At 59.3% G+C, this 21,982-nt stretch carries 21 protein-coding genes and 5 tRNA genes; 17 read left to right on the top strand and 9 right to left on the bottom strand.

Features of this window, described 5'->3' with window-relative positions:
* Positions 1-56: 56 nt before the first annotated feature.
* From ACM6JQ_RS15835 to ACM6JQ_RS15820, 4 genes are all read left to right on the top strand, one after another.
* A complete protein-coding gene (locus ACM6JQ_RS15835) occupies positions 57-923 on the top strand; it encodes a pirin family protein (RefSeq protein WP_414894154.1) in 867 nt (288 codons plus the stop codon).
* 86 nt (positions 924-1,009) lie between these two features.
* Entirely contained in the window at positions 1,010-1,693 is a 684-nt protein-coding gene (locus tag ACM6JQ_RS15830; RefSeq protein ID WP_038363568.1) for an isochorismatase family protein, read from the top strand.
* A 56-nt stretch (positions 1,694-1,749) separates the two neighbouring features.
* On the top strand, positions 1,750-2,376 hold the full coding sequence (ycaC, locus tag ACM6JQ_RS15825; protein WP_414894153.1) for an isochorismate family cysteine hydrolase YcaC: 627 nt from the start codon (positions 1,750-1,752) through the stop codon (positions 2,374-2,376).
* A 218-nt stretch (positions 2,377-2,594) separates the two neighbouring features.
* Positions 2,595-4,037: a mechanosensitive ion channel domain-containing protein gene (locus tag ACM6JQ_RS15820; RefSeq protein ID WP_414894152.1), complete on the top strand. Its 1,443-nt coding sequence runs from the start codon at positions 2,595-2,597 to the stop codon at positions 4,035-4,037.
* A 3-nt stretch (positions 4,038-4,040) separates the two neighbouring features.
* On the opposite strand, the gene ACM6JQ_RS15815 is transcribed toward ACM6JQ_RS15820, so the two are convergent.
* Entirely contained in the window at positions 4,041-4,622 is a 582-nt protein-coding gene (locus ACM6JQ_RS15815) for a GNAT family N-acetyltransferase (protein WP_007913394.1), read from the bottom strand.
* Between the two features lie 129 nt (positions 4,623-4,751).
* Between ACM6JQ_RS15815 and xth the strand changes: the two genes are divergently transcribed.
* Together xth and ACM6JQ_RS15805 are read left to right on the top strand one after the other, a co-directional pair.
* A complete protein-coding gene (gene xth, locus ACM6JQ_RS15810; RefSeq protein WP_007913395.1) occupies positions 4,752-5,546 on the top strand; it encodes an exodeoxyribonuclease III in 795 nt (264 codons plus the stop codon).
* Positions 5,547-5,647: 101 nt separating this feature from the next.
* Positions 5,648-6,490: an arylamine N-acetyltransferase family protein gene (locus ACM6JQ_RS15805; protein WP_095111764.1), complete on the top strand. Its 843-nt coding sequence runs from the start codon at positions 5,648-5,650 to the stop codon at positions 6,488-6,490.
* Here ACM6JQ_RS15805 and ACM6JQ_RS15800 read toward each other — a convergent pair.
* Genes ACM6JQ_RS15800 through ACM6JQ_RS15790 form a run of 3 tightly spaced genes read right to left on the bottom strand, consistent with a single transcriptional unit; the run spans position 6,472 to position 8,196 of the window.
* Complete coding sequence (locus ACM6JQ_RS15800; RefSeq protein WP_007913400.1) at positions 6,472-6,903, bottom strand: DUF4952 domain-containing protein; 432 nt, start codon at positions 6,901-6,903, stop codon at positions 6,472-6,474. The genes ACM6JQ_RS15805 and ACM6JQ_RS15800 overlap by 19 nt on opposite strands.
* Positions 6,904-7,653 (bottom strand): hypothetical protein, encoded by a 750-nt coding sequence (locus ACM6JQ_RS15795; protein WP_123374806.1) that lies wholly within the window; start codon positions 7,651-7,653, stop codon positions 6,904-6,906.
* 48 nt (positions 7,654-7,701) lie between these two features.
* Positions 7,702-8,196 (bottom strand): PAAR domain-containing protein, encoded by a 495-nt coding sequence (locus ACM6JQ_RS15790; protein WP_414894151.1) that lies wholly within the window; start codon positions 8,194-8,196, stop codon positions 7,702-7,704.
* Between the two features lie 210 nt (positions 8,197-8,406).
* On the opposite strand from ACM6JQ_RS15790, the gene ACM6JQ_RS15785 reads away from it, so the two are divergent.
* On the top strand, positions 8,407-9,930 hold the full coding sequence (locus ACM6JQ_RS15785) for a nucleobase:cation symporter-2 family protein (protein WP_034152785.1): 1,524 nt from the start codon (positions 8,407-8,409) through the stop codon (positions 9,928-9,930).
* Positions 9,931-10,159: 229 nt separating this feature from the next.
* Here ACM6JQ_RS15785 and ACM6JQ_RS15780 read toward each other — a convergent pair.
* Positions 10,160-10,235, bottom strand: a tRNA-Asn gene (locus ACM6JQ_RS15780).
* Positions 10,236-10,455: 220 nt separating this feature from the next.
* Between ACM6JQ_RS15780 and ACM6JQ_RS15775 the strand changes: the two genes are divergently transcribed.
* The gene (locus ACM6JQ_RS15775; RefSeq protein ID WP_007913405.1) at positions 10,456-10,686 is read left to right on the top strand and encodes a hypothetical protein; all 231 of its coding nucleotides are present in this window, start codon (positions 10,456-10,458) and stop codon (positions 10,684-10,686) included.
* Here ACM6JQ_RS15775 and ACM6JQ_RS15770 read toward each other — a convergent pair.
* Both ACM6JQ_RS15770 and ACM6JQ_RS15765 read right to left on the bottom strand, forming a co-directional pair.
* Complete coding sequence (locus tag ACM6JQ_RS15770; protein ID WP_007913406.1) at positions 10,683-10,883, bottom strand: hypothetical protein; 201 nt, start codon at positions 10,881-10,883, stop codon at positions 10,683-10,685. The two genes, ACM6JQ_RS15775 and ACM6JQ_RS15770, sit on opposite strands and share 4 nt — an antisense overlap.
* A gap of 225 nt (positions 10,884-11,108) precedes the next feature.
* On the bottom strand, positions 11,109-12,305 hold the full coding sequence (locus ACM6JQ_RS15765) for an amino acid aminotransferase (protein WP_007913409.1): 1,197 nt from the start codon (positions 12,303-12,305) through the stop codon (positions 11,109-11,111).
* A gap of 337 nt (positions 12,306-12,642) precedes the next feature.
* Between ACM6JQ_RS15765 and uvrB the strand changes: the two genes are divergently transcribed.
* Entirely contained in the window at positions 12,643-14,658 is a 2,016-nt protein-coding gene (gene uvrB / locus ACM6JQ_RS15760; RefSeq protein WP_007913411.1) for an excinuclease ABC subunit UvrB, read from the top strand.
* Positions 14,659-14,774: 116 nt separating this feature from the next.
* On the opposite strand, the gene ACM6JQ_RS15755 is transcribed toward uvrB, so the two are convergent.
* Complete coding sequence (locus ACM6JQ_RS15755; RefSeq protein WP_176472276.1) at positions 14,775-16,265, bottom strand: MDR family MFS transporter; 1,491 nt, start codon at positions 16,263-16,265, stop codon at positions 14,775-14,777.
* A 49-nt stretch (positions 16,266-16,314) separates the two neighbouring features.
* On the bottom strand, positions 16,315-17,364 hold the full coding sequence (locus ACM6JQ_RS15750) for an HlyD family secretion protein (protein WP_095111759.1): 1,050 nt from the start codon (positions 17,362-17,364) through the stop codon (positions 16,315-16,317).
* A gap of 228 nt (positions 17,365-17,592) precedes the next feature.
* Between ACM6JQ_RS15750 and gltX the strand changes: the two genes are divergently transcribed.
* The 8 genes from gltX to ACM6JQ_RS15710 all read left to right on the top strand — a co-directional run bounded on the left by gltX (position 17,593) and on the right by ACM6JQ_RS15710 (position 21,926).
* Complete coding sequence (gltX, locus tag ACM6JQ_RS15745; protein ID WP_007913414.1) at positions 17,593-19,074, top strand: glutamate--tRNA ligase; 1,482 nt, start codon at positions 17,593-17,595, stop codon at positions 19,072-19,074.
* A gap of 256 nt (positions 19,075-19,330) precedes the next feature.
* A tRNA-Ala gene (locus tag ACM6JQ_RS15740) sits at positions 19,331-19,406 on the top strand.
* A 79-nt stretch (positions 19,407-19,485) separates the two neighbouring features.
* Positions 19,486-19,561: transfer RNA gene (locus ACM6JQ_RS15735), tRNA-Glu, on the top strand.
* Positions 19,562-19,614: 53 nt separating this feature from the next.
* Positions 19,615-19,690 (top strand) — tRNA-Ala (locus ACM6JQ_RS15730).
* 78 nt (positions 19,691-19,768) lie between these two features.
* A tRNA-Glu gene (locus tag ACM6JQ_RS15725) sits at positions 19,769-19,844 on the top strand.
* 182 nt (positions 19,845-20,026) lie between these two features.
* A complete protein-coding gene (locus tag ACM6JQ_RS15720) occupies positions 20,027-20,566 on the top strand; it encodes a TetR/AcrR family transcriptional regulator (RefSeq protein WP_007913421.1) in 540 nt (179 codons plus the stop codon).
* A 30-nt stretch (positions 20,567-20,596) separates the two neighbouring features.
* Positions 20,597-21,430 carry an alpha/beta fold hydrolase gene (locus ACM6JQ_RS15715; protein WP_007913423.1) on the top strand — a complete coding sequence of 278 codons (834 nt, stop codon included), beginning with the start codon at positions 20,597-20,599 and terminating at the stop codon, positions 21,428-21,430.
* 46 nt (positions 21,431-21,476) lie between these two features.
* The gene (locus ACM6JQ_RS15710; RefSeq protein ID WP_007913424.1) at positions 21,477-21,926 is read left to right on the top strand and encodes an acyl-CoA thioesterase; all 450 of its coding nucleotides are present in this window, start codon (positions 21,477-21,479) and stop codon (positions 21,924-21,926) included.
* Positions 21,927-21,982: the final 56 nt, after the last annotated feature.

Genomic DNA, 21,982 nt, shown 5'->3' with positions numbered 1-21,982 from the left:
AATGGTCATGGATTTAAGCTTAATCCATCGCCTCACTCACCCCATTGGAGACAACCATGAAAAACATCATCGGTATCTACACCAGCCCGCGCGGCCATTGGGTCGGCGATGGTTTCCCGGTTCGCACGCTGTTTTCCTACGACAACCTGGGCAAACACATCAGCCCGTTCCTGCTGCTCGATCACGCTGGCCCTGCCGATTTCACCCCGACCTCCGAACGGCGTGGCGTTGGTCAGCATCCGCACCGTGGTTTCGAAACCGTGACTATCGTTTATGAAGGCGAAGTGCAGCACCGCGACTCGACCGGTAGTGGCGGCGTGATCGGCCCGGGCGATGTGCAATGGATGACCGCGGCTTCCGGGATCCTCCACGAGGAGTTCCATTCGGAAAACTTCGCCAAAACCGGCGGCAAACTGGAAATGGTCCAGCTGTGGGTCAACCTGCCGGCCAAGGACAAAATGGCCGCGCCGGGCTACCAGACCATTCTCGACAGCGACATCCCGAGCATTGCGCTCAAGGAAAATGCCGGCCGCTTGCGGCTGATCGCCGGTGAGTTCAAGGGCCACAAAGGCCCGTCGCGCACCTTCACACCGATCGACGTGTGGGACTTGCGAGTGAACGCCGGCAAGTTGCTGACGCTGGATCTGCACGAAGGCCGCAACACCGCGCTGGTGGTGCTCAAAGGCTCGGTGCAGGTCAACGGTGTGGAATCGGTGCGCGAAGGGCAGTTGGCGCTGTTCGAGCGTGACGGCCATCAGATGACGCTCGAAGCCAGCCAGGACGCGGTGGTTTTGCTGCTCAGCGGCGAGCCGATCGACGAACCGATCGTCGGCCACGGCCCGTTCGTGATGAACACCGAGCAGGAAATCCATCAGGCGTTCGCCGACTTCCAGTCCGGCCGCTTCGGCCAGATGCACGCTTAACGCACCACCACTCCGCTCTACACAGGATGCGTAGGCCGGTTCGCAGGCCAGGGATGGCTGTCGCCTATAGAAAAGAGGACACGCACATGAACACTGTCAATGCAGCGAACTTCGACGGCCAGAAACCGACCATCGATGCCAGCGACGCAGCGATGTTGCTGATCGACCACCAGAGCGGTCTGTTCCAGATCGTCAAGGACATCGACGTGCCGCAATTGCGCGCCAATGCCGTTGCGCTGGCCAAAGCCGCGACCCTGTTGAAGATGCCGGTAATCACCACCGCCTCCGTGCCGCAAGGGCCGAACGGGCCGTTGATCCCGGAGATTCACGAAGCGGCGCCGCATGCGCAATACGTGGCGCGCAAAGGCGAAATCAATGCCTGGGACAATCCGGAATTTCACGCAGCGGTCAAAGCCACCGGCAAGAAGACGTTGGTGATCGCCGGAACCCTGACCAGCGTGTGCCTGGCGTTCCCGTCCATCGCCGCCGTGCACGAAGGCTACAGGGTGTTTGCCGTGGTCGACGCGTCCGGCAATCACTCAAAACTCGCCACTGATCTGACCGTTGCCCGTTTGGCCCAGGCCGGGGTGGTGCCGATCGACATCATGGCTACGCTTTCCGAGCTGCAAGGCTCGTGGAACCGTCCCGATGCCGAACAGTGGGCGGCGGTCTACGCCCAGGCCATGCCGCATTATCAATTGCTGATCGAGAGCTACCTCAAGGCTCAGCAAGTCGCGAACGAACACGAAGTGCTGGATTCCCAGCGCTGATCGAGTCCCCTGAGGCCGGCCCCCGTCGGCCTCTACCACCCGCGAGGATTACTGCTATGACCACTCAATACAAACGTCTGGACAAGAACAACGCCGCAGTGCTGCTGGTCGACCACCAGGCCGGGCTGCTGTCGCTGGTACGCGATATTGATCCGGACAAGTTCAAGAACAACGTGCTGGCACTGGCCGATCTGGCCAAGTACTTCAAGCTGCCGACGATCCTCACCACCAGTTTTGAAACCGGCCCCAACGGCCCGCTGGTGCCGGAGCTGAAAGCGCTGTTCCCGGACGCGCCGTACATCGCCCGTCCAGGCCAGATCAACGCTTGGGACAACGAGGATTTCGTCAAGGCAATCAAGGCGACCGGCAAGAAGCAGTTGATCATTGCTGGCGTGGTCACCGAAGTCTGCGTGGCGTTTCCGGCGCTGTCGGCACTGGAAGAAGGCTTTGATGTGTTCGTGGTCACCGATGCTTCGGGTACGTTCAACGAACTGACCCGCGATTCGGCATGGAATCGTATGTCCAGCGCTGGCGCGCAATTGATGACCTGGTTCGGGCTGGCCTGCGAACTGCACCGCGACTGGCGCAACGATATTGAAGGGCTGGGCACGCTGTTCTCCAACCACATCCCGGACTACCGCAACCTGTTCACCAGCTACAGCACCCTGACTAACGGTAAATAACCCAGGCCTTACGCAATACCTGTAGGAGTGAGCCTGCTCGCGATAGCGGTGGGTCAGTCAAAGAGATTTCGACTGATACCCCGCCATCGCGAGCAGGCTCACTCCTACATGGGTTTTGTGGTGTTTTTGCGGGCGTGTTCATGCTGTGAAATCAATTGCTCCTACACTGTCCCAATCTGTGCGATCTTCTCGCGATTGGCCTTCGTCGGAGTTGTTTGATGCTGTCTCTGCTCACCGAACATCCGTTATTTTGCGCGTTGATCCTGATCCTTCTCGATCTCGGTCTGTGGCGCTTGATCAGCTCCCATGGCAGCGAGTGGAAACTGCTGGTGCGGGTGCTGATTTTCGCCTTGTTCAGCGTGTTGCTGTTCAACGAAGGCCTCAACCCGATGGAGCCCGCACCGTGGGCCGACAACGTGCCGCTGCACCTGGCAGCGACCGGGTTGCAGATTGGCTGGTGGCTGTTCGGCGCACGCACCCTGACGGTGTTGATCGGCGCGGTGATGATGCAACGGGTCGGGCACACCGGGCGGCTGTTGCAGGATTTGCTCGGCGCGGTGATTTTCCTCATCGCGATCATTGCCGCGCTGGCGTACGTGCTGGATCTGCCAGTCAAAGGCGTGCTGGCCACCTCCGGAGCGTTGGCGATCATCGTCGGTCTGGCCTTGCAGAGCACGCTCAGCGATGTGTTCTCCGGGATCGTCCTCAACACCACCAAGCCCTATCAACTGGATGACTGGATTTCCATCGACGGCACCGAAGGCCGGGTCACCGACATCGACTGGCGCGCCACACGCCTGCAAACCAGCCAGGGCAGCATGGCGGTGATTCCCAACTCACTGGCGGCCAAAGCCAAGATCATCAACTTCAGTCGGCCGAGCAATATGTTCGGTGTCGCGGTCAGCGTGCAGGTCAGCCCGCACGCGCGGCCCAATTCAGTGATCGATGCGCTGGAGCGGGCGATGCAGGGCTGTCGTCAGTTGCTCGATACTCCCGCGCCCAGTGTGGCGCTGAAAAGCTCCGGCAGTAGCGGTGCGGAATACGAGATCAGCGGTTTCGTCGCCTCGATGGGCGAGAAGCGTGTGGTGCGTAATCAGCTGTTCGATCTGGCCTATCGGCACTTGCAGGCGTCCGGGGTGAGTTTGCTATCGAGCAATGAAAACGGTGCGCCAGCCAACCTTTCGCGGCCACGGGCATTGCTCGACAGCTCGCCGATTTTCTCGACGTTGCGCCAGGAAGAGAAAGAAACCTTCAGCCAGAACATGACCCTGCAAACCTTCCGTGCCGGCGAGGCGATTCTTGAGGCGGGGGAGGTCAGCGATCACTTGTTCATTATCGAGTCGGGTGTGGTCACGGTGACCTTGACCCGCCATGGCACGCCGTTCGAGTCCGGGCGCATGGGCCCCGGCGAAGTGATCGGCGAGGCCGGCATACTTTCCGATTCTTCTGTGCCGGCCAAGTTTGCCGCGAAAACCTTCTGCGCCCTGTACCGCATCGAGAAGACTTACCTGAAGCCGTGTCTGGACGCTCGCCACGATATCAGCGATGCCATGAAAACCTTGCTCGATTACCGCCTGCACAAGGCGCAATCGCTGACCGAGGAAGCGCCGGTGGTGGTGGCGAAAAAAGGCTTTCTACAATGGCTGCGCAATCGCGCCTGAGCATTACCGGTTGCCGGCGAGTTTCTGCTCCAGGTGCAAGCGTACCTGCGGCCACTCGTCGTCGATGATGCTGAAACGTACCGAGTTGCGCTTGCGTCCGTCCGGCATGATCCGCTCGTGGCGGACGATACCTTCCTGTTGCGCGCCAAGGCGCAGGATCGCGTTACGTGACTTCTGGTTGTTCTCGTCGGTGGTGAACTGCACGCGCACGCAATCGAGCACGTCGAAGGCGTGGCGCAGCATCAGGTATTTGGCTTCGGTGTTGACGAAGGATTTTTGCCAGCTCGCGGAAATCCAGCTGCTACCGATTTCCAGCTTGCGATTGAGCGGGTCGATCTTCCAGAAACGTGTAGAGCCGATCACTTCGCCGCTCTCTTTGAGCACAATGACAAACGGCAGCACCGAGCCGGCGTCACGGCCATCGAGGGCTTTTTTCAGGTAGCTGTCGACGGTGCTCGCCGACGGCACGACCGTGACGGTGAGGTTCCACAATTCGCCGTCAGCGGCAGCGTGGAGCAGGGCAGCGGCATCTGAATACTGGAGCGGGCGCAAAAGGATGCGCTGACCTTGCAGCGTGGTTTGCATGGGATTCAGGTCTCGGCGGAGCGGGCGAATGGCGAGCGCCTATTACGCCGCAGCGGGTGGATCCGATGCAACCGGCGCGATGTTCACGAGGTCAGAATTTTCACAGCCCATGGGCAGGAGCCTCAGCCGATGAAAAACCTGCGGATCGCCACCTACAACGTCAACGGCCTGCGCGCACGTTTGCCGAATCTGCTGGATTGGCTCAAGCGCGAGCAACCGGACATCGCCTGCCTGCAAGAACTCAAGTCTGTCGACACGGCATTCCCCGCCGCAGAGCTGGAGGCCGCCGGCTACGGCGCGATATGGCAGGGCCAGGCTTCGTGGAACGGCGTGGCGATTCTCGCCCGCGACGCGCAACCGCTGGAAAGTCGTCGCGGTTTGCCCGGCGATCCGGATGACAAGCACAGCCGTTATCTGGAAGCGGCGGTGCACGGCGTGCTGGTCGGCTGCCTGTACCTGCCCAATGGCAACCCGCAACCGGGACCGAAATTCGATTACAAACTGGCCTGGTTCGAACGGCTCATCGCGTATGCGAAGGATTTGCAAAGCAGCGATCACCCGGTGGTGCTGGCCGGCGACTACAACGTCGTACCCACCGACATGGACATCTACAACACCCGTTCCTGGCTCAAGGATGCGCTGCTGCAACCTGAGAGTCGCGAGTGTTATCAGCGCTTGCTCGATCAGGGCTGGACCGATTCGCTGCGGCATCTGTATCCCGAGGATCGGCTCTACACCTTCTGGGACTACTTCCGCCAACACTGGCAAACCAACTCCGGTCTGCGCATCGATCATCTGCTGCTCAACCCGGCGCTGAGTCCTTATCTGCATGAAGCCGGCGTAGACGCATGGGTGCGCAACGAACCGCACGCCAGTGACCATGCGCCGACGTGGATCCGTATCGGTTCACGCAAGAAACGCTAGCAGGCGATTGGCGAAATCAATTGTCGAAAACAGTGCCGGATCCCGTATACATGGCGACCATCAACGCAGTGACCTGCGGCCCCATGCATAAGGATCGAGCAATGAGTGAGCCACGCCTGACGAATCGGAAGCTGTACCTGCAACGTCTGGGTTTTGAAACGCCACCGGAACCGACACTTGCGACCCTGCGTCTGCTGCAATTGCGTCATACCGGCGTGTTTCCGTTCGAGAACCTGGCGACGATCAGCGGGGCGCCGGTGTTGATCGATCTGCCGTCCATTGAAGAAAAAGTCTTGCTCGGTGGGCGCGGTGGTTACTGCTATGAACTGAATAACCTGTTCTTTGCCCTGTTGCTGGAACTGGGGTTCGACGCTCGGGCCATCAGCGGGCGCGTGGTAATGAATCAGCCCGAAGGCAGCTGGACAGCGCGTACACACCGTTTGAGTCTGGTGACCATCGACGATGTGCGCTACATCACCGATGTCGGTTTCGGTGGCATGGTGCCGACCGCGCCGCTGCTTCTCGATACCGAGACTGAGCAAGCGACCCCTCACGAACCTTATCGCATTGAAAAACAGGCCGACGGCTACATGCTGCGTGCCAAGGTGGCGGGTGAGTGGCGATCGATGTACCTGTTCGATCTGCAACGCCAGGAAGACATCGATTACACCATCGGCAACTGGTACGTCTCGACACATCCCGAGTCACCGTTTACCCAACGTCTGATGGTCGCGCGTACCGGCGATGGCTGGCGCAAGACGCTGAACAACGGCAGTTTCGCCATTCATCGCATGGGCGCCGAGAGCGAGCGGCGTGAGGTCGCGGACGTCGAGGATCTACTCGATCTGATTGAGGTTGAGTTCGGGATACGGGTCGCGAGTCCACAGTTGTTGAGGCCGGTGCTCGGACGCCTTATCCAGCCTGGTCAGGGATCCTCAGCGTAAGCATCGACCTGGATCGTGAAGCGATTGATCTTGGCCCACGACTCCCGTTGCCTGACCTCTGTTTCCTCTGAGCCAATGCTGATGAGGTAGTTGATGCCTGTTGCTGGATCTCTGAAGCCATTTTGGGTCGAGTCCCAGACACAACAGGCGCGCGTGATCGGCAAAATCCCGAAGTGCTGTTCAAGGTACTGTTCGGCTTTCGAAGCATTGGCCCCGGATACTTCATAGCTGGCTGAAAATGGCTGGCCCATGCGGTCAAGCGCCTGTTTGCAGCCTTTGAATTCAACAAACGATGGCTTGTCTGCGAGCTTCGAAAGAAAGTCATCACAGCCAAAGTCGGCACTGGCACTGGCACTGCTGGCAATGACCAGCAGCAGCGCGGGTATCCATCGGATAAGTAGCAACCGTTTCAATTATTTCTCCACCAGCAATTCACCGACATATTTCCCGCCTTCACCTTTGACTCGCCGGCAGATCAGGTAGTCGTAGATGTCGTTCCATTTTATCAACTCATAAAAGGTGACACAGCCGTCGGACAAATGACCGACATGGATGTAACGACTGCTGTTGCCTTTTGTACCTTGCAGTTCGATTGGAAACCAGACGTCGGTGCAATGCAGATTACCTTGTACCTTGTAGCCATCCGTGGAGATATTTCCGTGGGAGCGGTCAGGCGCCATGATCCGATGGCGTCCGGGTGGGATCGGGGTAAATTCGCCGCCCCACTGGCTGTTCAGCGTCACCTTCGCCGTTTTGCCATTGAAGCTGACCTGTGCCCATTGCTGCAGCAGTTTGCCTTTGAACTCCGAGACCGCATGGGCCGGTGCACCGGTGTACTTGACCTTGACGGTGGCAGGCGCCGTTGGCGGGGTGTCCATCAGGTACTTCAAGGCATTTTCGGTTTTCAGGCTGGCCGTCTGCCCGACGAACTCCGAATTGCCGTCGGCGATCCGGAAGTAGGTTCGACCACCGGACTCCTTGGTGAAGGTCACTTTGGTGTATTCGCAGAGGGCGACGAGCGTGCCTTTAGGTTCGAGTTTTACACTCAGCCAGCCGTTTTCGTCAGCCCGTTTGGTGTATTTGGTGACAACGACTGCGGGATGCGTACTGCCACTCTGCCGGTTCGAGGGAGCCCGGTTATTGTTGAGTATTGCCTGCGCCATGCTGGTTACAACTCCCTTCAGGTGAATTCAGCCACTGGTTTTTCCTGCTCAGGCCAGGTCGTCAGGCTCCAGATGCAGCAGTTCGCTCGCTCGGGTCGAGACTCTCTGGGTCAGTCCGCGCTCATTGGTGATGCCGCGGATTACCTTGCCGGACGCGGTGGTGATTTTGTAAGCGAAGTCCGGGACAGGCTCGCCGCCGGCGTCCAGCAACGTGAACTGTTCGTCGAAACCGAGGTTGATCGGCGGAACGGGGCTGATCGCAGCGCCACCGCCGCTCTGGCCAATGATGACGGTGCCGGAACCGCCGACGATAACGTCGCCATGGCTACCAAGACTGCCTTGGGTGGCGGCGTTTTTACCGTTGATGAAGACGGTTGCGGAAATGTTGCCGCTGATGGAACTGCCGCAAGAGGCTGTGTCGCCGAGGCGCGCGGCTGGCAAACCATCGAAGAATACGTCGGGAGAGCCGGCAACTATTTTCTGCGCCGCATGGGCAGGGCAGGTTGTGGCGTCTGTGGCGCGTGCAGCGGGTTTTCCACTCATGGTGACTTCCTTTTCTTGCCCGGCGGGGGGCATCCGTTGATCCGTACGGCATGGCTTTTGATCGCGCCACGTGATGAGGGGGTACTCAAGTCATCAGGCCGTTTGAGTGACGAGTAACCCGCCCCGGATATTTTGTATACAAAAGCATGGACACTTGTCGCGAGTTTTGAATACAGTGTGCGCATAACAAAAACCAGGGAACCCCCCACCATGAAAACGCCCCATGTTTCACACCAACGGCCCGAGGACGAAAATCTCGGGGTCGGCGCGAATATGGCTTACGGCCTGCAACATGTTCTGACCATGTACGGCGGTATCGTTGCGGTGCCACTGATCATCGGCCAGGCGGCCGGCCTGTCGCCGGCGGACATCGGTTTGCTGATTGCTGCTTCATTGTTTGCGGGGGGGCTGGCGACGCTGCTGCAAACCCTGGGTCTGCCGTTTTTTGGCTGTCAGTTGCCGCTGGTGCAGGGTGTGTCGTTCTCCGGCGTGGCGACCATGGTCGCAATCGTCAGCAGTGGCGGGGAGGGCGGCTTCCAGTCGGTGCTCGGCGCGGTGATAGCGGCGTCCTTGATCGGGTTACTGATCACGCCGGTGTTCTCGCGAATCACCAAGTTCTTTCCGCCCTTGGTCACCGGTATTGTGATCACCACCATCGGCCTGACGCTGATGCCGGTGGCCGCACGCTGGGCGATGGGCGGCAACAGTCACGCGCCGGACTTCGGCAGCATGCAGAACATCGGTCTGGCGGCGGTGACGCTGGTATTGGTGCTGTTGCTGAGCAAGGTCGGCAGCTCGACCATCTCGCGTCTGTCGATCCTGTTGGCCATGGTGATCGGCACGGTGCTGGCGGTGTTCCTCGGTATGGCGGACTTCTCCAGCGTCACCACCGGGCCGATGTTCGGCTTCCCGACGCCGTTCCATTTCGGCATGCCGACCTTCCACTTCGCCGCGATCCTGTCGATGTGCATCGTGGTCATGGTGACCCTGGTGGAAACGTCGGCAGACATTCTGGCGGTCGGTGAAATCATCGGCACCAAAGTCGATTCCAAACGTCTGGGCAATGGCCTGCGGGCGGACATGCTGTCGAGTATGTTTGCGCCGATTTTCGGTTCGTTCACCCAGAGCGCCTTCGCCCAGAACGTCGGGCTGGTGGCGGTGACCGGAATCAAGAGCCGCTATGTAGTGGCGACTGGCGGCATCTTTCTGGTGATTCTTGGCCTGCTGCCGTTCATGGGCCGGGTTATCGCAGCAGTGCCGACTTCGGTGCTTGGCGGCGCCGGTATCGTGCTGTTCGGTACGGTGGCGGCGAGCGGTATCCGCACGCTGTCCAAGGTGGATTACCGCAACAACGTCAACCTGATCATCGTCGCCACCTCGATCGGTTTCGGCATGATCCCGATTGCTGCGCCGAACTTCTACGATCACTTCCCAAGCTGGTTCGCGACCATTTTCCACTCGGGCATCAGCTCGTCGGCGATCATGGCGATCCTGCTCAACCTGGCGTTCAACCACTTCACTGCCGGTAACTCGGATCAGCAGTCGGTGTTTGCGGCGGCGGAAGAGCGGACCCTGCGCTATCGCGATCTGGCGGCGCTGCGTGAAGGCGATTACTTCAGCGACGGTAAGCTGCATGACTGCGATGGCAAGGAAGTGCCGGTGATCGAGCCTGATGACCACGATCATGGGCAGGGTGCGCCGAAGGTGCAGGTGAAAAGCAGTGAGCATGTCTGACCGCTGTAGCTGAATAGAAAAGGGTCGATCTGTTAACCGCAGATCGGCCCTTTTTCATTTCAAGATCAAAAGATCGCAGCCTTCGGCAGCTCCTACACAGATCTCATACTCCGCCGATTCTGCGGATGAACGCTGAATCTGTAGGAGCTGCCGAAGGCTGCGATCTTCTGATCTTTTCGAGCGCCCACAAAAAAGCCCCTGAATCTTTCGATTCAGGGGCTTTGCTATTTGGCTCCACAACCTGGACTCGAACCAGGGACCCAATGATTAACAGTCATTTGCTCTACCAACTGAGCTATTGCGGAATTGGTGCGTATGTTACTGATTCAAAAAGAGAAGTCAAGCATGGGCTGAAAATTTAAATGAATTCTCGGGACGGACGATGACTTGTCAGCGATTGGCGGTTACCAGAACCGCAGCAGAGGTCTACCATGGCTGCCCGGAAGTGGTCACACGCGCTGCCGGCCATTTGCCGAAAAAGGTCCGCGTCATGAACCGTTTGTCCTGTAACAGCGAGGTGTTCGCATGAGCATCGCGCAAATCAGCCTGCCCAAAGGCGTCGGTCCCCACGCCGAAAAACTCTTTGATGCAATCACCCAGGCCAGCACCGCTGAGGAATTGAACCGCGCCGGTGGCAAGGCCGAAGGCTTCGTCCTGGGCCTTGAAAGCACCAAGGCGATCAAAAGTCAGATCGCCGAATCGCTGTACGTCGTTTATGACGATGCCGCGAGTCAGCGTGCGAGCGAACTGGCTTAACTGCCGAAGGTGATGGTGCCCATCATCAGTTTGGCGTAAGCCGCGGTGGCCGCCAGTTGCACCAGCCACAGCGCCAGACCACCGAGAAACACCCCGGACGCTACTTGCAGCACCAGGCTTTTTTCGCGTTTGGCTGAGGCGCGGGGGATGAAGTCATCCAGATCGTCACGGTCGGCGCGCAGGTTGTCGTTTTTCATTTGGCTTCTCACAAAATACTCGGATAAACACAAAACCCTGTAGGAGTGAGCCTGCTCGCGATAGCGGTGTGTCAGACAGTGATGCTTCGGCTGAAAAAACGCTATCGCGAGCAGGCTCACTCCTACAATGGGATTTGTGTGCAGTTTAGAGGGTATGGGGATTGTTTCGTGGCAATAAAAAAACGGGAAGCCCCAAGGCTTCCCGTTTTTCATCACGCAGCGAAATCAGATGACCTGAACAATCGCATCCGTTACTGCCTTGATGTTGCTCTGGTTCAGCGCTGCCACACAGATACGACCGGTATCCAGGGCGTAGATGCCGAACTCGTTGCGCAGGCGATGCACTTGCTCAGTGGTCAGGCCGGAGTAGGAGAACATGCCGCGCTGACGACCGACGAAGCTGAAGTCGCGGCCCGGGGCTTTCTCGGCCAGCAGGGCAACCATCTGCTCGCGCATGCCACGAATGCGCAGACGCATTTCAGCCAGCTCGGCTTCCCACTGTGCGCGCAGTTCCGGGCTGTTCAGCACGGCCGCTACGATGCTTGCGCCGTGGGTCGGCGGGTTGGAGTAGTTGGTGCGGATCACGCGTTTGACTTGCGACAGCACGCGCGCGCTTTCTTCTTTCGATTCGCTGATGATCGACAGGGCGCCAACGCGCTCGCCGTACAGCGAGAACGACTTGGAGAACGAGCTCGAAACGAAGAAGGTCAGGCCGGATTCAGCGAACAGGCGCACGGCAGCGGCGTCTTCGTCGATACCGTCGCCAAAGCCCTGGTAGGCCATGTCGAGGAACGGTACGTGACCTTTGGCTTTAACCACGTCCAGCACGTTGTTCCAGTCCGCCGGGGTCAGGTCGACGCCGGTCGGGTTGTGGCAGCAGGCGTGGAGGATAACGATCGAGCCGTTCGGCAGGGCGTTGAGGTCTTCGAGCATGCCGGCACGGTTTACGTCGTGGGTGGCAGCGTCGTAGTAACGGTAGTTTTGCACCGGGAAGCCGGCGGTTTCGAACAGGGCGCGGTGGTTTTCCCAGCTCGGGTCGCTGATCGCGACGACGGCGTTCGGCAGCAGTTGCTTGAGGAAGTCGGCACCGATTTTCAGTGCGCCGGTCCCGCCGACAGCCTGAGTGGTGATGACGCGACCGGCGCTGATCAGCGGCGAGTCGTTGCCGAACAGCAGCTTTTGCACGGCCTGGTCGTAGGCAGCGATGCCATCGATCGGCAGGTAACCGCGCGAAGCGTGTTGAGCGACGCGAATCGTCTCGGCTTCGATCACGGCGCGCAGAAGTGGAATTCGCCCCTCTTCGTTGCAGTAAACACCCACGCCCAGGTTGACCTTGGTGGTCCGGGTATCGGCGTTGAATGCTTCGTTGAGGCCCAGGATTGGATCGCGGGGTGCCATTTCGACAGCGGAGAACAGGCTCATTATTGCGGCGGCTCTGAATGGAGAGTGGAGGGACGTGTCGCGCTCCAGCCGGATGCACTAGAGCGGTGCACAAACGGGGAGCTAGTATAGAGGCCATTACAGAACAATGGCGACAGGCGATTCGGCTTTTAGGGTAAGTTTTTCCGATTATTTCTTGACCGTTAGTCGACTGCCCGTGTCAGAGTCTTTACCGGATGTAGGGCGTTTGCCTTGAAAGGTGAGGCAATCGCCACCACATTGAGCACAATCCAGGTTTTTTCTTGCGCGACATCGGTCGTTTGCGGTCGTCCCCGTGGTGTTCCGCTTTGCTCGGAATGCCGCGATCCCAGAGGTGTATATGTCCGAATTCCAGCTCGTCACCCGCTTCGAGCCCGCCGGCGACCAGCCAGAAGCCATCCGCCAATTGGTGGAGGGCATCGAGGCCGGGCTGGCGCACCAGACGCTGCTCGGTGTGACCGGCTCGGGCAAGACCTTCAGCATCGCCAATGTCATTTCGCAGATACAGCGCCCGACGCTGGTATTGGCGCCGAACAAGACCTTGGCCGCGCAGTTGTACGGCGAGTTCAAGGCGTTCTTCCCGAACAACGCCGTCGAATACTTCGTTTCCTACTACGACTACTATCAGCCGGAAGCCTATGTGCCGTCGTCCGACACCTTCATCGAGAAGGATGCGTCGATCAACGACCACATCGAGCAGATGCGTCTGTCCGCGACCAAAGCGCTGCTCGAGCGCAAGGACGCGATCATCGTCACCACGGTGTCGTGTATCTACGGTCTGGGCAGCCCGGAAACCTATTTGAAGATGGTGCTGCATGTCGATCGCGGCGACAAACTCGATCAGCGTGCGCTGCTACGGCGTCTGGCCGACCTGCAATACACCCGCAATGACATGGATTTTGCCCGCGCGACCTTCCGGGTACGCGGCGATGTGATCGATATCTACCCGGCGGAATCCGATCTGGAAGCGATCCGTATCGAGCTGTTCGATGACGAAGTCGAAAGCATTTCCGCGTTCGACCCGCTGACCGGCGAAGTCATCCGCAAGATGCCGCGTTTCACCTTCTACCCGAAGAGCCACTATGTGACGCCTCGGGAAACCCTGCTCGACGCCATCGAACATATCAAAGTCGAATTGCAGGAACGCCTCGAATACCTGCGCAGCAACAACAAACTGGTCGAAGCCCAGCGGCTGGAGCAGCGCACCCGTTTCGACCTGGAAATGATCCTCGAACTGGGTTACTGCAACGGTATCGAAAACTACTCGCGCTATCTGTCCGGGCGTCCGGCCGGCGCTGCGCCGCCGACGCTCTACGATTACCTGCCGGCCGATGCCTTGCTGGTGATCGACGAATCCCACGTCAGCGTGCCGCAGGTCGGCGCGATGTATAAGGGCGACCGTTCGCGCAAGGAAACCCTCGTCGAATACGGCTTCCGTCTGCCGTCGGCACTGGATAACCGGCCGATGCGTTTTGACGAGTGGGAAGGGGTCAGCCCACAGACCATTTTTGTCTCGGCGACCCCGGGCAATTACGAAGCCGAGCACGCCGGGCGCGTGGTCGAGCAAGTGGTACGGCCGACCGGTCTGGTCGACCCGCAGGTTGAGGTGCGCCCGGCGCTGACTCAGGTCGACGATCTGCTCTCGGAAATCAGCAAACGCGTGGCGGTCGAAGAGCGGGTGCTGGTCACCACGCTGACCAAGCGCATGGCCGAAGACCTTACCGATTACCTTGCCGACCACGGTGTGCGCGTGCGTTATCTGCACTCGGACATCGACACGGTTGAGCGGGTCGAGATCATCCGCGATCTGCGTCTTGGCACTTTTGATGTGCTGGTCGGGATCAATTTGCTGCGTGAAGGTCTGGACATGCCGGAAGTGTCGCTGGTGGCGATTCTCGATGCGGACAAGGAAGGTTTCCTGCGCTCCGAGCGTTCGCTGATTCAGACCATTGGCCGCGCGGCGCGTAACCTCAATGGTCGGGCGATTCTCTATGCCGATCGCATGACCGGTTCGATGGAGCGCGCGATCGGCGAGACCGAGCGGCGTCGCGACAAGCAGATCGCCTTCAACCTGGAAAACGGCATCACCCCGCGCGGTGTGATCAAGGACGTCGCCGACATCATGGAAGGCGCCACCGTGCCGGGCTCGCGCAGCAAGAAGCGCAAAGGCATGGCCAAGGCCGCCGAAGAGAACGCCAAGTACGAAGCCGAATTGCGCTCGCCGAGCGAGATCACCAAACGCATTCGTGCGCTGGAAGAGAAGATGTATCAGCTGGCGCGGGATCTGGAGTTTGAAGCGGCGGCGCAGATGCGCGATGAGATTGCCAAACTGCGTGAGCGGCTTTTGGCTGTGTAAGGAGGATCGTTCCCACGCTCTGCGTGGGAATGCAGCCCCGGACGCTCCGCGTCCGCTGTGACGCAGAGCGTCACCGGAGTCATTCCCACGCGGAGCATGGGAACGATCAGTTGCAGTTAGTGTGACTCCCCAGCCTTCAGCCCTTGCGGCAATTTCTTGGTCAACAAAATCGCCAGCATACTGATCCCCAGCGCAATCCCGACAAAGTGAAACGCATCGTTGTAAGCCATGATCGCCGCCTGTTGATGGACGATTTCACTCAGTTTGCCCAGCGCCGCCGTGTCACTGCCAAACCGATCCGTCATCGATGCCAGCCGCTCAGCCACCTGCGGATTGGTCGGCACCACCGCCTCACGCAAATAATCGAAGTAAGTCTTGGTGCGCGCATCCAGCAGCGTCGCCAGCAAAGCAATGCCGATCGCACCGCCGAGGTTACGCAGAATATTGAACAGACTCGACGCCGACCCCGCGTCCTGCGGCAGGATGTACGCCGTGGCAATCAGCGAAATCGTCACCATGATCAACGGCTGCCCCAGCGCCCGAATGATCTGAATCTGATTGAACTGCGGCCCGGCAAAGTCCGGGTTGAGCACCCCCGAAGAAAAACTCGCCAGCCCGAACAGCCCAAAGCCGATCGTGCACAGCCATTTCGGCGAAACAAATTTCATCAGCTTCGGCACCAGCGGAATCAGGAACAGCTGCGGCACGCCCATCCACATGATCACTTCGCCGATCTGCAGGGCGTTGTAGTTCTGGATCTGCGCCAGATACAGCGGCAACAGATAGATCGAACCGTACAACCCGACACCCATGCCCAGGCTGGAAATACTCGACAAGCCAAAGTTGCGATTGCGCAGAATGCCAAGGTTGATCAGCGGATTCGGTTTGGAAATCTGCACGATCACAAAGGTAATCAGGCTGAGCAGGGCGATGCTGCCCAGGGTCACGATCAGGCTCGATTCGAGCCAGTCCTTGCGATGGCCTTCTTCAAGAAAGACTTGCAGGCAACCGAGGCCGACTCCCAGCGTGAGGATGCCGGTGTAGTCGGTGCTTTTCAGCAGTTCCCAGTGCGCTTCTTTCTTCTCCAGTCCGTACATCAGTCCGGCGATCATGATCAGGCCCGGCGGGATGTTGATATAGAAAATGTACTCCCAGCCCCAGTTTTCCGTGAGCCAGCCGCCCAGCGTCGGACCGATTGATGGCGCGAACGTGGCGGTCATGGCGAACATCGCCATGCCTTTGGCGCGGTGGTGTTCGGGGAGTTTGATCAGGGTCAGGGTGAACGCCAGCGGGATCAGCGCGCCACCGGTGAAACCCTGCATGGCGCGAAAGACGATCATGCTCTCCAGGCTCCACGCCATCGAGCACAGCAACGACGAAGCCAGAAAACCCAGCGACACCCACACCGCCAGCCGCCGCGCCGACAACAACTGCACCAGCCACGCGGTCAGCGGGATCATGATGATTTCCGCGACCAGATACGAGGTGGAAATCCACGAGCCTTCTTCCAGCGTCGCCGACAAGGCGCCCTGAATATCCTTCAAAGAAGAGTTGGTGATCTGGATGTCGAGCACGGCCATAAAGGCGCCGAGCATCACGCTCATCACCGCAATCCAATCGCGCCGGGTCGGTTCGCCGACCGGGCGGATCAGCGAATCACCGGCCATTGTCCGGGGCGTCTTTGATGTTCACGGTGGCGGTGACGGACATGCCCGGACGGATCTTGCCGTGCAGCGGGTTGTCGGCCTTGAACGTCAACTTCACCGGAATTCGCTGCACGACTTTGGTGAAGTTGCCGGTGGCGTTGTCCGGTGGCAGCAGGCTGAACTGCGCGCCGGAAGCGGCGAACAGACTGTCGACCCGCGCTTCGATGGGGGTGTCGCCGTAGGCGTCGAAGGTCAGCTCGGCTTTCTGGCCGGGTTGCATATGGCCGATCTGGGTTTCCTTGAAGTTGGCCTGCACCCAGATATCTTCGTCCGGGACGATCGACAGCAGATAGGCACCGGCCTGCACCACTTGGCCGTTGCGCGCGGCGCGCTGGCCGACGAGACCGCTGATCGGTGCGTGGATTTCACTGCGGGTCAGGTTGAGTTCGGCTTGCGCGAGATCGGCGCGAGCGTTGGCGATCTGCGCGTCGAGGCGTTTGATTTCGGCGTTCAGGGCGTTGACTTGCTGACGCTGGCCTTGTGCGTCGGCTTGCGCCTTGGCCACTTGCGAGCGGGCAATGTGGGCGTCGGCGGAGAGGGTGGTCACGCGTTCTTCGGAAACGTAACCGGGTTTGCGCAGGGTTTCGGCGCGCGACAAATCCATCTGCGAGCGGCCAAGTGTCGCTTGGGTGGTCGCCACTTGCGCATCGCTGGCGGCGATCAGGCTCGATTGCTGGGTCAGTTTGCTTTGTGCTTGCAGGCGCTCGGCTTCGCGGGTGGCGAGGGCGGCATTGGCGCGATCGATGGCCAGGCGGAAATCATTCGGTTCCAGGCGCACCAGTAGCTGGCCTTTTTCCACGTGCTGATTGTCCTGCACCAGCACTTCATCGATGCGCGCGCTCAATTGGCTCGACACACGGGTGATTTCGCCCTGGACATAGGCGTTGTCGGTGCTTTCATAAAAGCGTCCCTTGAAAAACCAGTGGGCGAAGAAGCCCCCGGCAATCAACAGGACCAGCAGCAGGAAAATCAACAGGCGACGCTTGAGTTGGGCAGGCATGGGCAAACTGTAGTCGAGGAATTGTAAGGAAAGTTATCAGCAGGCGAATCTGGCATACAGCCGATAAACGGTAAATGCCATCCGCTGATATTTGCCCATTCACCACGGCTTACGGGCGTTCCAGAGGCAAACTTGGCTTAAATGCCCTGCCTGCTGGAGCGGGGCGGGTGTCGCCTGTTACCATTCGCCGCTTGATTGTTTTGCTTTTCATTCTTTTCGAGACATGCCATGACCACCGTCCGCACTCGCATCGCGCCATCGCCTACCGGGGATCCCCACGTAGGTACCGCTTACATCGCATTGTTCAACTACTGCTTTGCCAAGCAGCATGGCGGTGAGTTCATCCTGCGCATCGAAGACACCGACCAGTTGCGTTCGACCCGCGAGTCCGAACAGCAGATCTTCGACGCCCTGCGCTGGCTGGGCATCGACTGGAGCGAAGGCCCGGACGTTGGCGGGCCGCACGGCCCGTACCGGCAGAGCGAGCGTGGCGACATCTATCAGAAGTACTGCCAGCAACTGGTCGACATGGGCCATGCGTTCCCGTGCTTCTGCACCGCTGAAGAGCTGGATCAGATGCGCGCCGAGCAAATGGCGCGCGGCGAAACGCCACGCTACGACGGCCGCGCGCTGCTGCTGTCGAAAGAAGAAGTCGCCGCTCGTCTGGCCGCTGGCGAACCCCACGTGATCCGCATGAAGGTGCCGAGCGAAGGCGTTTGCGTGGTGCCGGACATGCTCCGTGGTGATGTCGAGATCCCGTGGGATCGCATGGACATGCAAGTGCTGATGAAGACCGACGGCCTGCCGACGTACTTCCTCGCCAACGTCGTCGACGATCACCTGATGGGCATCACCCACGTCCTGCGCGGCGAAGAATGGCTGCCATCGGCACCGAAACTGATTCTGCTGTACGAATACTTCGGCTGGGAGCAACCAGAGCTGTGCTACATGCCGCTGCTGCGTAACCCGGACAAGAGCAAGCTGTCCAAGCGCAAGAACCCGACTTCGGTGACGTTTTACGAGCGCATGGGCTTCATGCCGGAAGCGATGCTCAACTACCTCGGTCGCATGGGCTGGTCGATGCCGGACGAGCGCGAGAAGTTTTCGCTGCAGGAAATGGTCGACAACTTCGACCTCAAGCGTGTTTCGCTGGGCGGGCCGATCTTCGACATCGAGAAGCTGTCGTGGCTAAACGGCCAGTGGCTGCGTGATCTGCCGGTGGAAGAGTTCGCCGCACGCGTGCAGAAGTGGGCGTTCAATTCCGAATACATGATGAAGATCGCGCCGCATGTTCAGGGTCGCGTCGAAACCTTCAGCCAGGTTGCACCGCTGGGCGGGTTCTTCTTCGCTGGTGGCGTTAACCCGGATGCCAAGCTGTTCGAATCGAAGAAGCTTTCGGGTGATCAGGTTCGCCAGTTGATGCAGTTGATCCTGTGGAAGCTGGAAAGCCTGCGTCAGTGGGAGAAGGACAACATCACTGCGACCATTCAGGCGGTGGTCGAATCGCTGGAGTTGAAACTGCGCGATGCGATGCCGCTGATGTTCGCTGCGATCACTGGTCAGGCGAGTTCGGTGTCGGTGCTCGATGCGATGGAAATCCTTGGCCCGGATCTGACCCGTTATCGTCTGCGTCAGGCGATCGACCTGCTGGGCGGCGTGTCGAAGAAAGAAAACAAAGAGTGGGAAAAACTGCTGGGCGCTATCGCCTGATAACTTAACCCCCCTGTAGGAGCTGCCGAAGGCTGCGATCTTTTGATCTTGATCTTTAAACGGCAACGTCAAAAGATCGCAGTCTGCGGCAGCTCCTACAGGGGCATGCTTTATCCCAAGTCCCGGATTTACGGGGGAGGGCGGTAAGTGATTGTTATGCCGACGAAAAACTTTGAAAAATTTCAAAAATAAGTTTGACAGGCTTTCGATACGCCCTTAAGATTCGCCCCGTCCTCAGCGATGACATCAACGATGAGGGGCTATAGCTCAGCTGGGAGAGCGCTTGCATGGCATGCAAGAGGTCAACGGTTCGATCCCGTTTAGCTCCACCAATTTACACTTCAAGGTCTGGCCACACCGGCCTTGAAGCGATCAACACTCAGCGTTGATCAGTTGTATAGAAGGGTTTGCGTCCCCTTCGTCTAGTGGCCTAGGACACCGCCCTTTCACGGCGGTAACAGGGGTTCGAGTCCCCTAGGGGACGCCAGTTTTACAGAAGCGATGTTGCAAAATGTCGCTCCGCCGCGAGGCGAAAAATCCGGGGCTATAGCTCAGCTGGGAGAGCGCCTGCATGGCATGCAGGAGGTCAGCGGTTCGATCCCGCTTAGCTCCACCAATTTACACTTCAAGGTCTGGCCACACCGGCCTTGAATCGATCAGTTCTCAGCGCTGATCAGTTGTATAGAAGGTTTGTGTCCCCTTCGTCTAGTGGCCTAGGACACCGCCCTTTCACGGCGGTAACAGGGGTTCGAGTCCCCTAGGGGACGCCACGATTACCCGCTCTGCGGGATTTTATAAGGGTCATTCAATTATTGAATGGCCCTTTTGTTTGTCTGGCGTTTGGCCAATTCTCCTTTTTCCTTACACTGTGCATCAGACCAGCGGTCATATCCTTGACTTGCAGAATATTATTATGCGAATAATATTCTAGTCGTAATATTCGGAGGCAACGATGAACGATAAAAAAGCTCAAACCCGCGAACGCATCCTCAAGGCTGCCAGCGCTGCACTGATTCAGCGTGGCCCGGCGGACCCTAGCGTGGGCGAAGTGATGGGCGCAGCCGGCCTCACCGTCGGTGGCTTCTATGCGCACTTCGAAAGCAAGGACGCAATGATGCTCGAAGCGTTCAAGCAATTACTCGGTCGCCGCCGCGACCTGATTGCCGACATGGATGCCGAATTGACCGGCGAAGAGCGCCGCGCCTTGGTTGCCGCGTTCTATCTGTCGCGCAAGCACCGTGATTCCAGCGATGCCGCGTGCCCGATTCCAGCTTCGATTGGCGAGTTGGGTCGTTTGCCGGAATCGTTCCGCATCGCGCTGAACGAACACCTGGAGTTGATGATCGCGCAGTTGGCGTCCAGTCCCGAGGACACCGACAAAGCCCTGGCCGACGTGGCCTTGATGGTGGGTGGTCTGGCGCTCGCCAGGGCGCTGGGTCCGGGAGATTTATCCGATCGATTGCTGCGCGCTGCCAAGTCGGCGGTGCGTTGACCTGAAGGCAGCACGCCTGAGGAGAGAGCGATGAACACGTTGAAGTGGGTTCGTGGCGTTAATGGCACCTTGGGCTGGATTGCACCGCAACGAGTGGCGAGCAAAATGCGCCTGGCGTTCATGACGCCGCGTTCGCTGCCGCTGCGGGATTGGGAGTTGCCGTTGTTGGCGAGCTCTGAACGGATCACCTTGCGCTTTGGCCTCTCGGCGCTGCGCTGGGGTCAAGGCCCGACGGTGCTGCTGATGCACGGTTGGGAAGGGCGGCCAACCCAGTTTGCCGCGCTGATCACTGCACTGGTCGATGCCGGTTACACCGTTGTGGCGCTCGATGGTCCGGCCCATGGTCGTTCGCCGGGGCGTGAAGCCAATGTCGTGTTGTTCGCTCGGGCAATGCTCGAAGCCGCTGCCGAATTGCCGCCACTGCAAGCGGTGATCGGTCACTCCATGGGCGGCGCCAGCGCCATGCTCGCTGTGCAACTGGGCTTGCGCACCGAAACCCTCGTCAGCATCGCCGCACCTGCGCGAATTCTTGGTGTGCTGCGCGGTTTTGCCCGCTACGTCGGTATGCCGCCGCGAGCGCGTTCCGCCTTCATCCGCCAGGTCGAGCAAGATGTCGGGATGCGCGCCGCTACGCTCGACGTTGCCCACTATCAACTGGATATGCCCGGCCTGATCGTGCATGCCGAGGACGACAACTTCGTCTCGGTCAAAGAGTCGCAACTGATCCACGAATCCTGGTTCGACAGCCGCTTGCTGCGGCTTGAGGGCGGCGGTCATCAGCGCGTGCTGGCCGACCCTCGCGTGGTTGATGGCGTGTTATCACTGCTGGCCGGCCGCAGCCTCCAGGCGCGCCAATCAGCCTGAGCTCCGTTACACTGCCCCGGTTGAATACATTGACCGGGAGTGGGGCATGGGCTGGGATCGGGCAACGCCGTTTACCATTGATCTGCAAGTAGGCGCCGAGGATATCGACGGCTTGGGCCACGCGAACAACGCGGTGTACGTGACCTGGCTGGAGCGTTGCGCCTGGCGCCACTCGCAGCGTCTGGGTCTGGATCTGGTCGAGTATCGGCGCCTGGATCGGGCGATGGCCGTGGTTCGTCACGAGATCGATTATCTGGCTGCGGCCTATGAAGGCGACGAACTGCAATTGGCGACCTGGATTGTCGATTGGGATCAGCGCCTGAAAATGACCCGGCATTTCCAGCTCAAGCGCCCGAGCGACAACACCACGCTGCTGCGTGCGCAAACCACTTTCGTCTGTATCGAGCTGTCCACGGGCAAGCCCAAGCGCATGCCGGCCGAGTTCATCGAAGGCTATGGTCCGGCGATCCAGATCCCGGAATCTGCGAAAATCTAATGTAGGAGTGAGCCTGCTCGCGATAGCGGTGTGTCAGCCAACATATGCCTCACTGA

Origin of the sequence: Pseudomonas sp. IT-232MI5 (assembly GCF_949767845.1) — a bacterium.
GTDB lineage: Bacteria > Pseudomonadota > Gammaproteobacteria > Pseudomonadales > Pseudomonadaceae > Aquipseudomonas.
The sequence above is the reverse complement of the archived record's forward strand: the minus strand, read 5'-3'. Positions and strand labels throughout refer to the sequence as shown.

What these genes read in the sequence shown, in the direction of transcription:
- ACM6JQ_RS15835 (WP_414894154.1), top strand. Translation starts at nt 57, where the DNA reads ATGAAAAACATCATCGGTATCTACACCAGCCCGCGCGGCCATTGGGTC.
- ACM6JQ_RS15830 (WP_038363568.1), top strand. Translation starts at nt 1,010, where the DNA reads ATGAACACTGTCAATGCAGCGAACTTCGACGGCCAGAAACCGACCATC.
- ycaC (WP_414894153.1), top strand. Translation starts at nt 1,750, where the DNA reads ATGACCACTCAATACAAACGTCTGGACAAGAACAACGCCGCAGTGCTG.
- ACM6JQ_RS15820 (WP_414894152.1), top strand. Translation starts at nt 2,595, where the DNA reads ATGCTGTCTCTGCTCACCGAACATCCGTTATTTTGCGCGTTGATCCTG.
- ACM6JQ_RS15815 (WP_007913394.1), bottom strand. Translation starts at nt 4,622, where the DNA reads ATGCAAACCACGCTGCAAGGTCAGCGCATCCTTTTGCGCCCGCTCCAG.
- xth (WP_007913395.1), top strand. Translation starts at nt 4,752, where the DNA reads ATGAAAAACCTGCGGATCGCCACCTACAACGTCAACGGCCTGCGCGCA.
- ACM6JQ_RS15805 (WP_095111764.1), top strand. Translation starts at nt 5,648, where the DNA reads ATGAGTGAGCCACGCCTGACGAATCGGAAGCTGTACCTGCAACGTCTG.
- ACM6JQ_RS15795 (WP_123374806.1), bottom strand. Translation starts at nt 7,653, where the DNA reads ATGGCGCAGGCAATACTCAACAATAACCGGGCTCCCTCGAACCGGCAG.
- ACM6JQ_RS15790 (WP_414894151.1), bottom strand. Translation starts at nt 8,196, where the DNA reads ATGAGTGGAAAACCCGCTGCACGCGCCACAGACGCCACAACCTGCCCT.
- ACM6JQ_RS15785 (WP_034152785.1), top strand. Translation starts at nt 8,407, where the DNA reads ATGAAAACGCCCCATGTTTCACACCAACGGCCCGAGGACGAAAATCTC.
- ACM6JQ_RS15775 (WP_007913405.1), top strand. Translation starts at nt 10,456, where the DNA reads ATGAGCATCGCGCAAATCAGCCTGCCCAAAGGCGTCGGTCCCCACGCC.
- ACM6JQ_RS15770 (WP_007913406.1), bottom strand. Translation starts at nt 10,883, where the DNA reads ATGAAAAACGACAACCTGCGCGCCGACCGTGACGATCTGGATGACTTC.
- ACM6JQ_RS15765 (WP_007913409.1), bottom strand. Translation starts at nt 12,305, where the DNA reads ATGAGCCTGTTCTCCGCTGTCGAAATGGCACCCCGCGATCCAATCCTG.
- uvrB (WP_007913411.1), top strand. Translation starts at nt 12,643, where the DNA reads ATGTCCGAATTCCAGCTCGTCACCCGCTTCGAGCCCGCCGGCGACCAG.
- ACM6JQ_RS15750 (WP_095111759.1), bottom strand. Translation starts at nt 17,364, where the DNA reads ATGCCTGCCCAACTCAAGCGTCGCCTGTTGATTTTCCTGCTGCTGGTC.
- gltX (WP_007913414.1), top strand. Translation starts at nt 17,593, where the DNA reads ATGACCACCGTCCGCACTCGCATCGCGCCATCGCCTACCGGGGATCCC.
- ACM6JQ_RS15720 (WP_007913421.1), top strand. Translation starts at nt 20,027, where the DNA reads ATGAACGATAAAAAAGCTCAAACCCGCGAACGCATCCTCAAGGCTGCC.
- ACM6JQ_RS15715 (WP_007913423.1), top strand. Translation starts at nt 20,597, where the DNA reads ATGAACACGTTGAAGTGGGTTCGTGGCGTTAATGGCACCTTGGGCTGG.
- ACM6JQ_RS15710 (WP_007913424.1), top strand. Translation starts at nt 21,477, where the DNA reads ATGGGCTGGGATCGGGCAACGCCGTTTACCATTGATCTGCAAGTAGGC.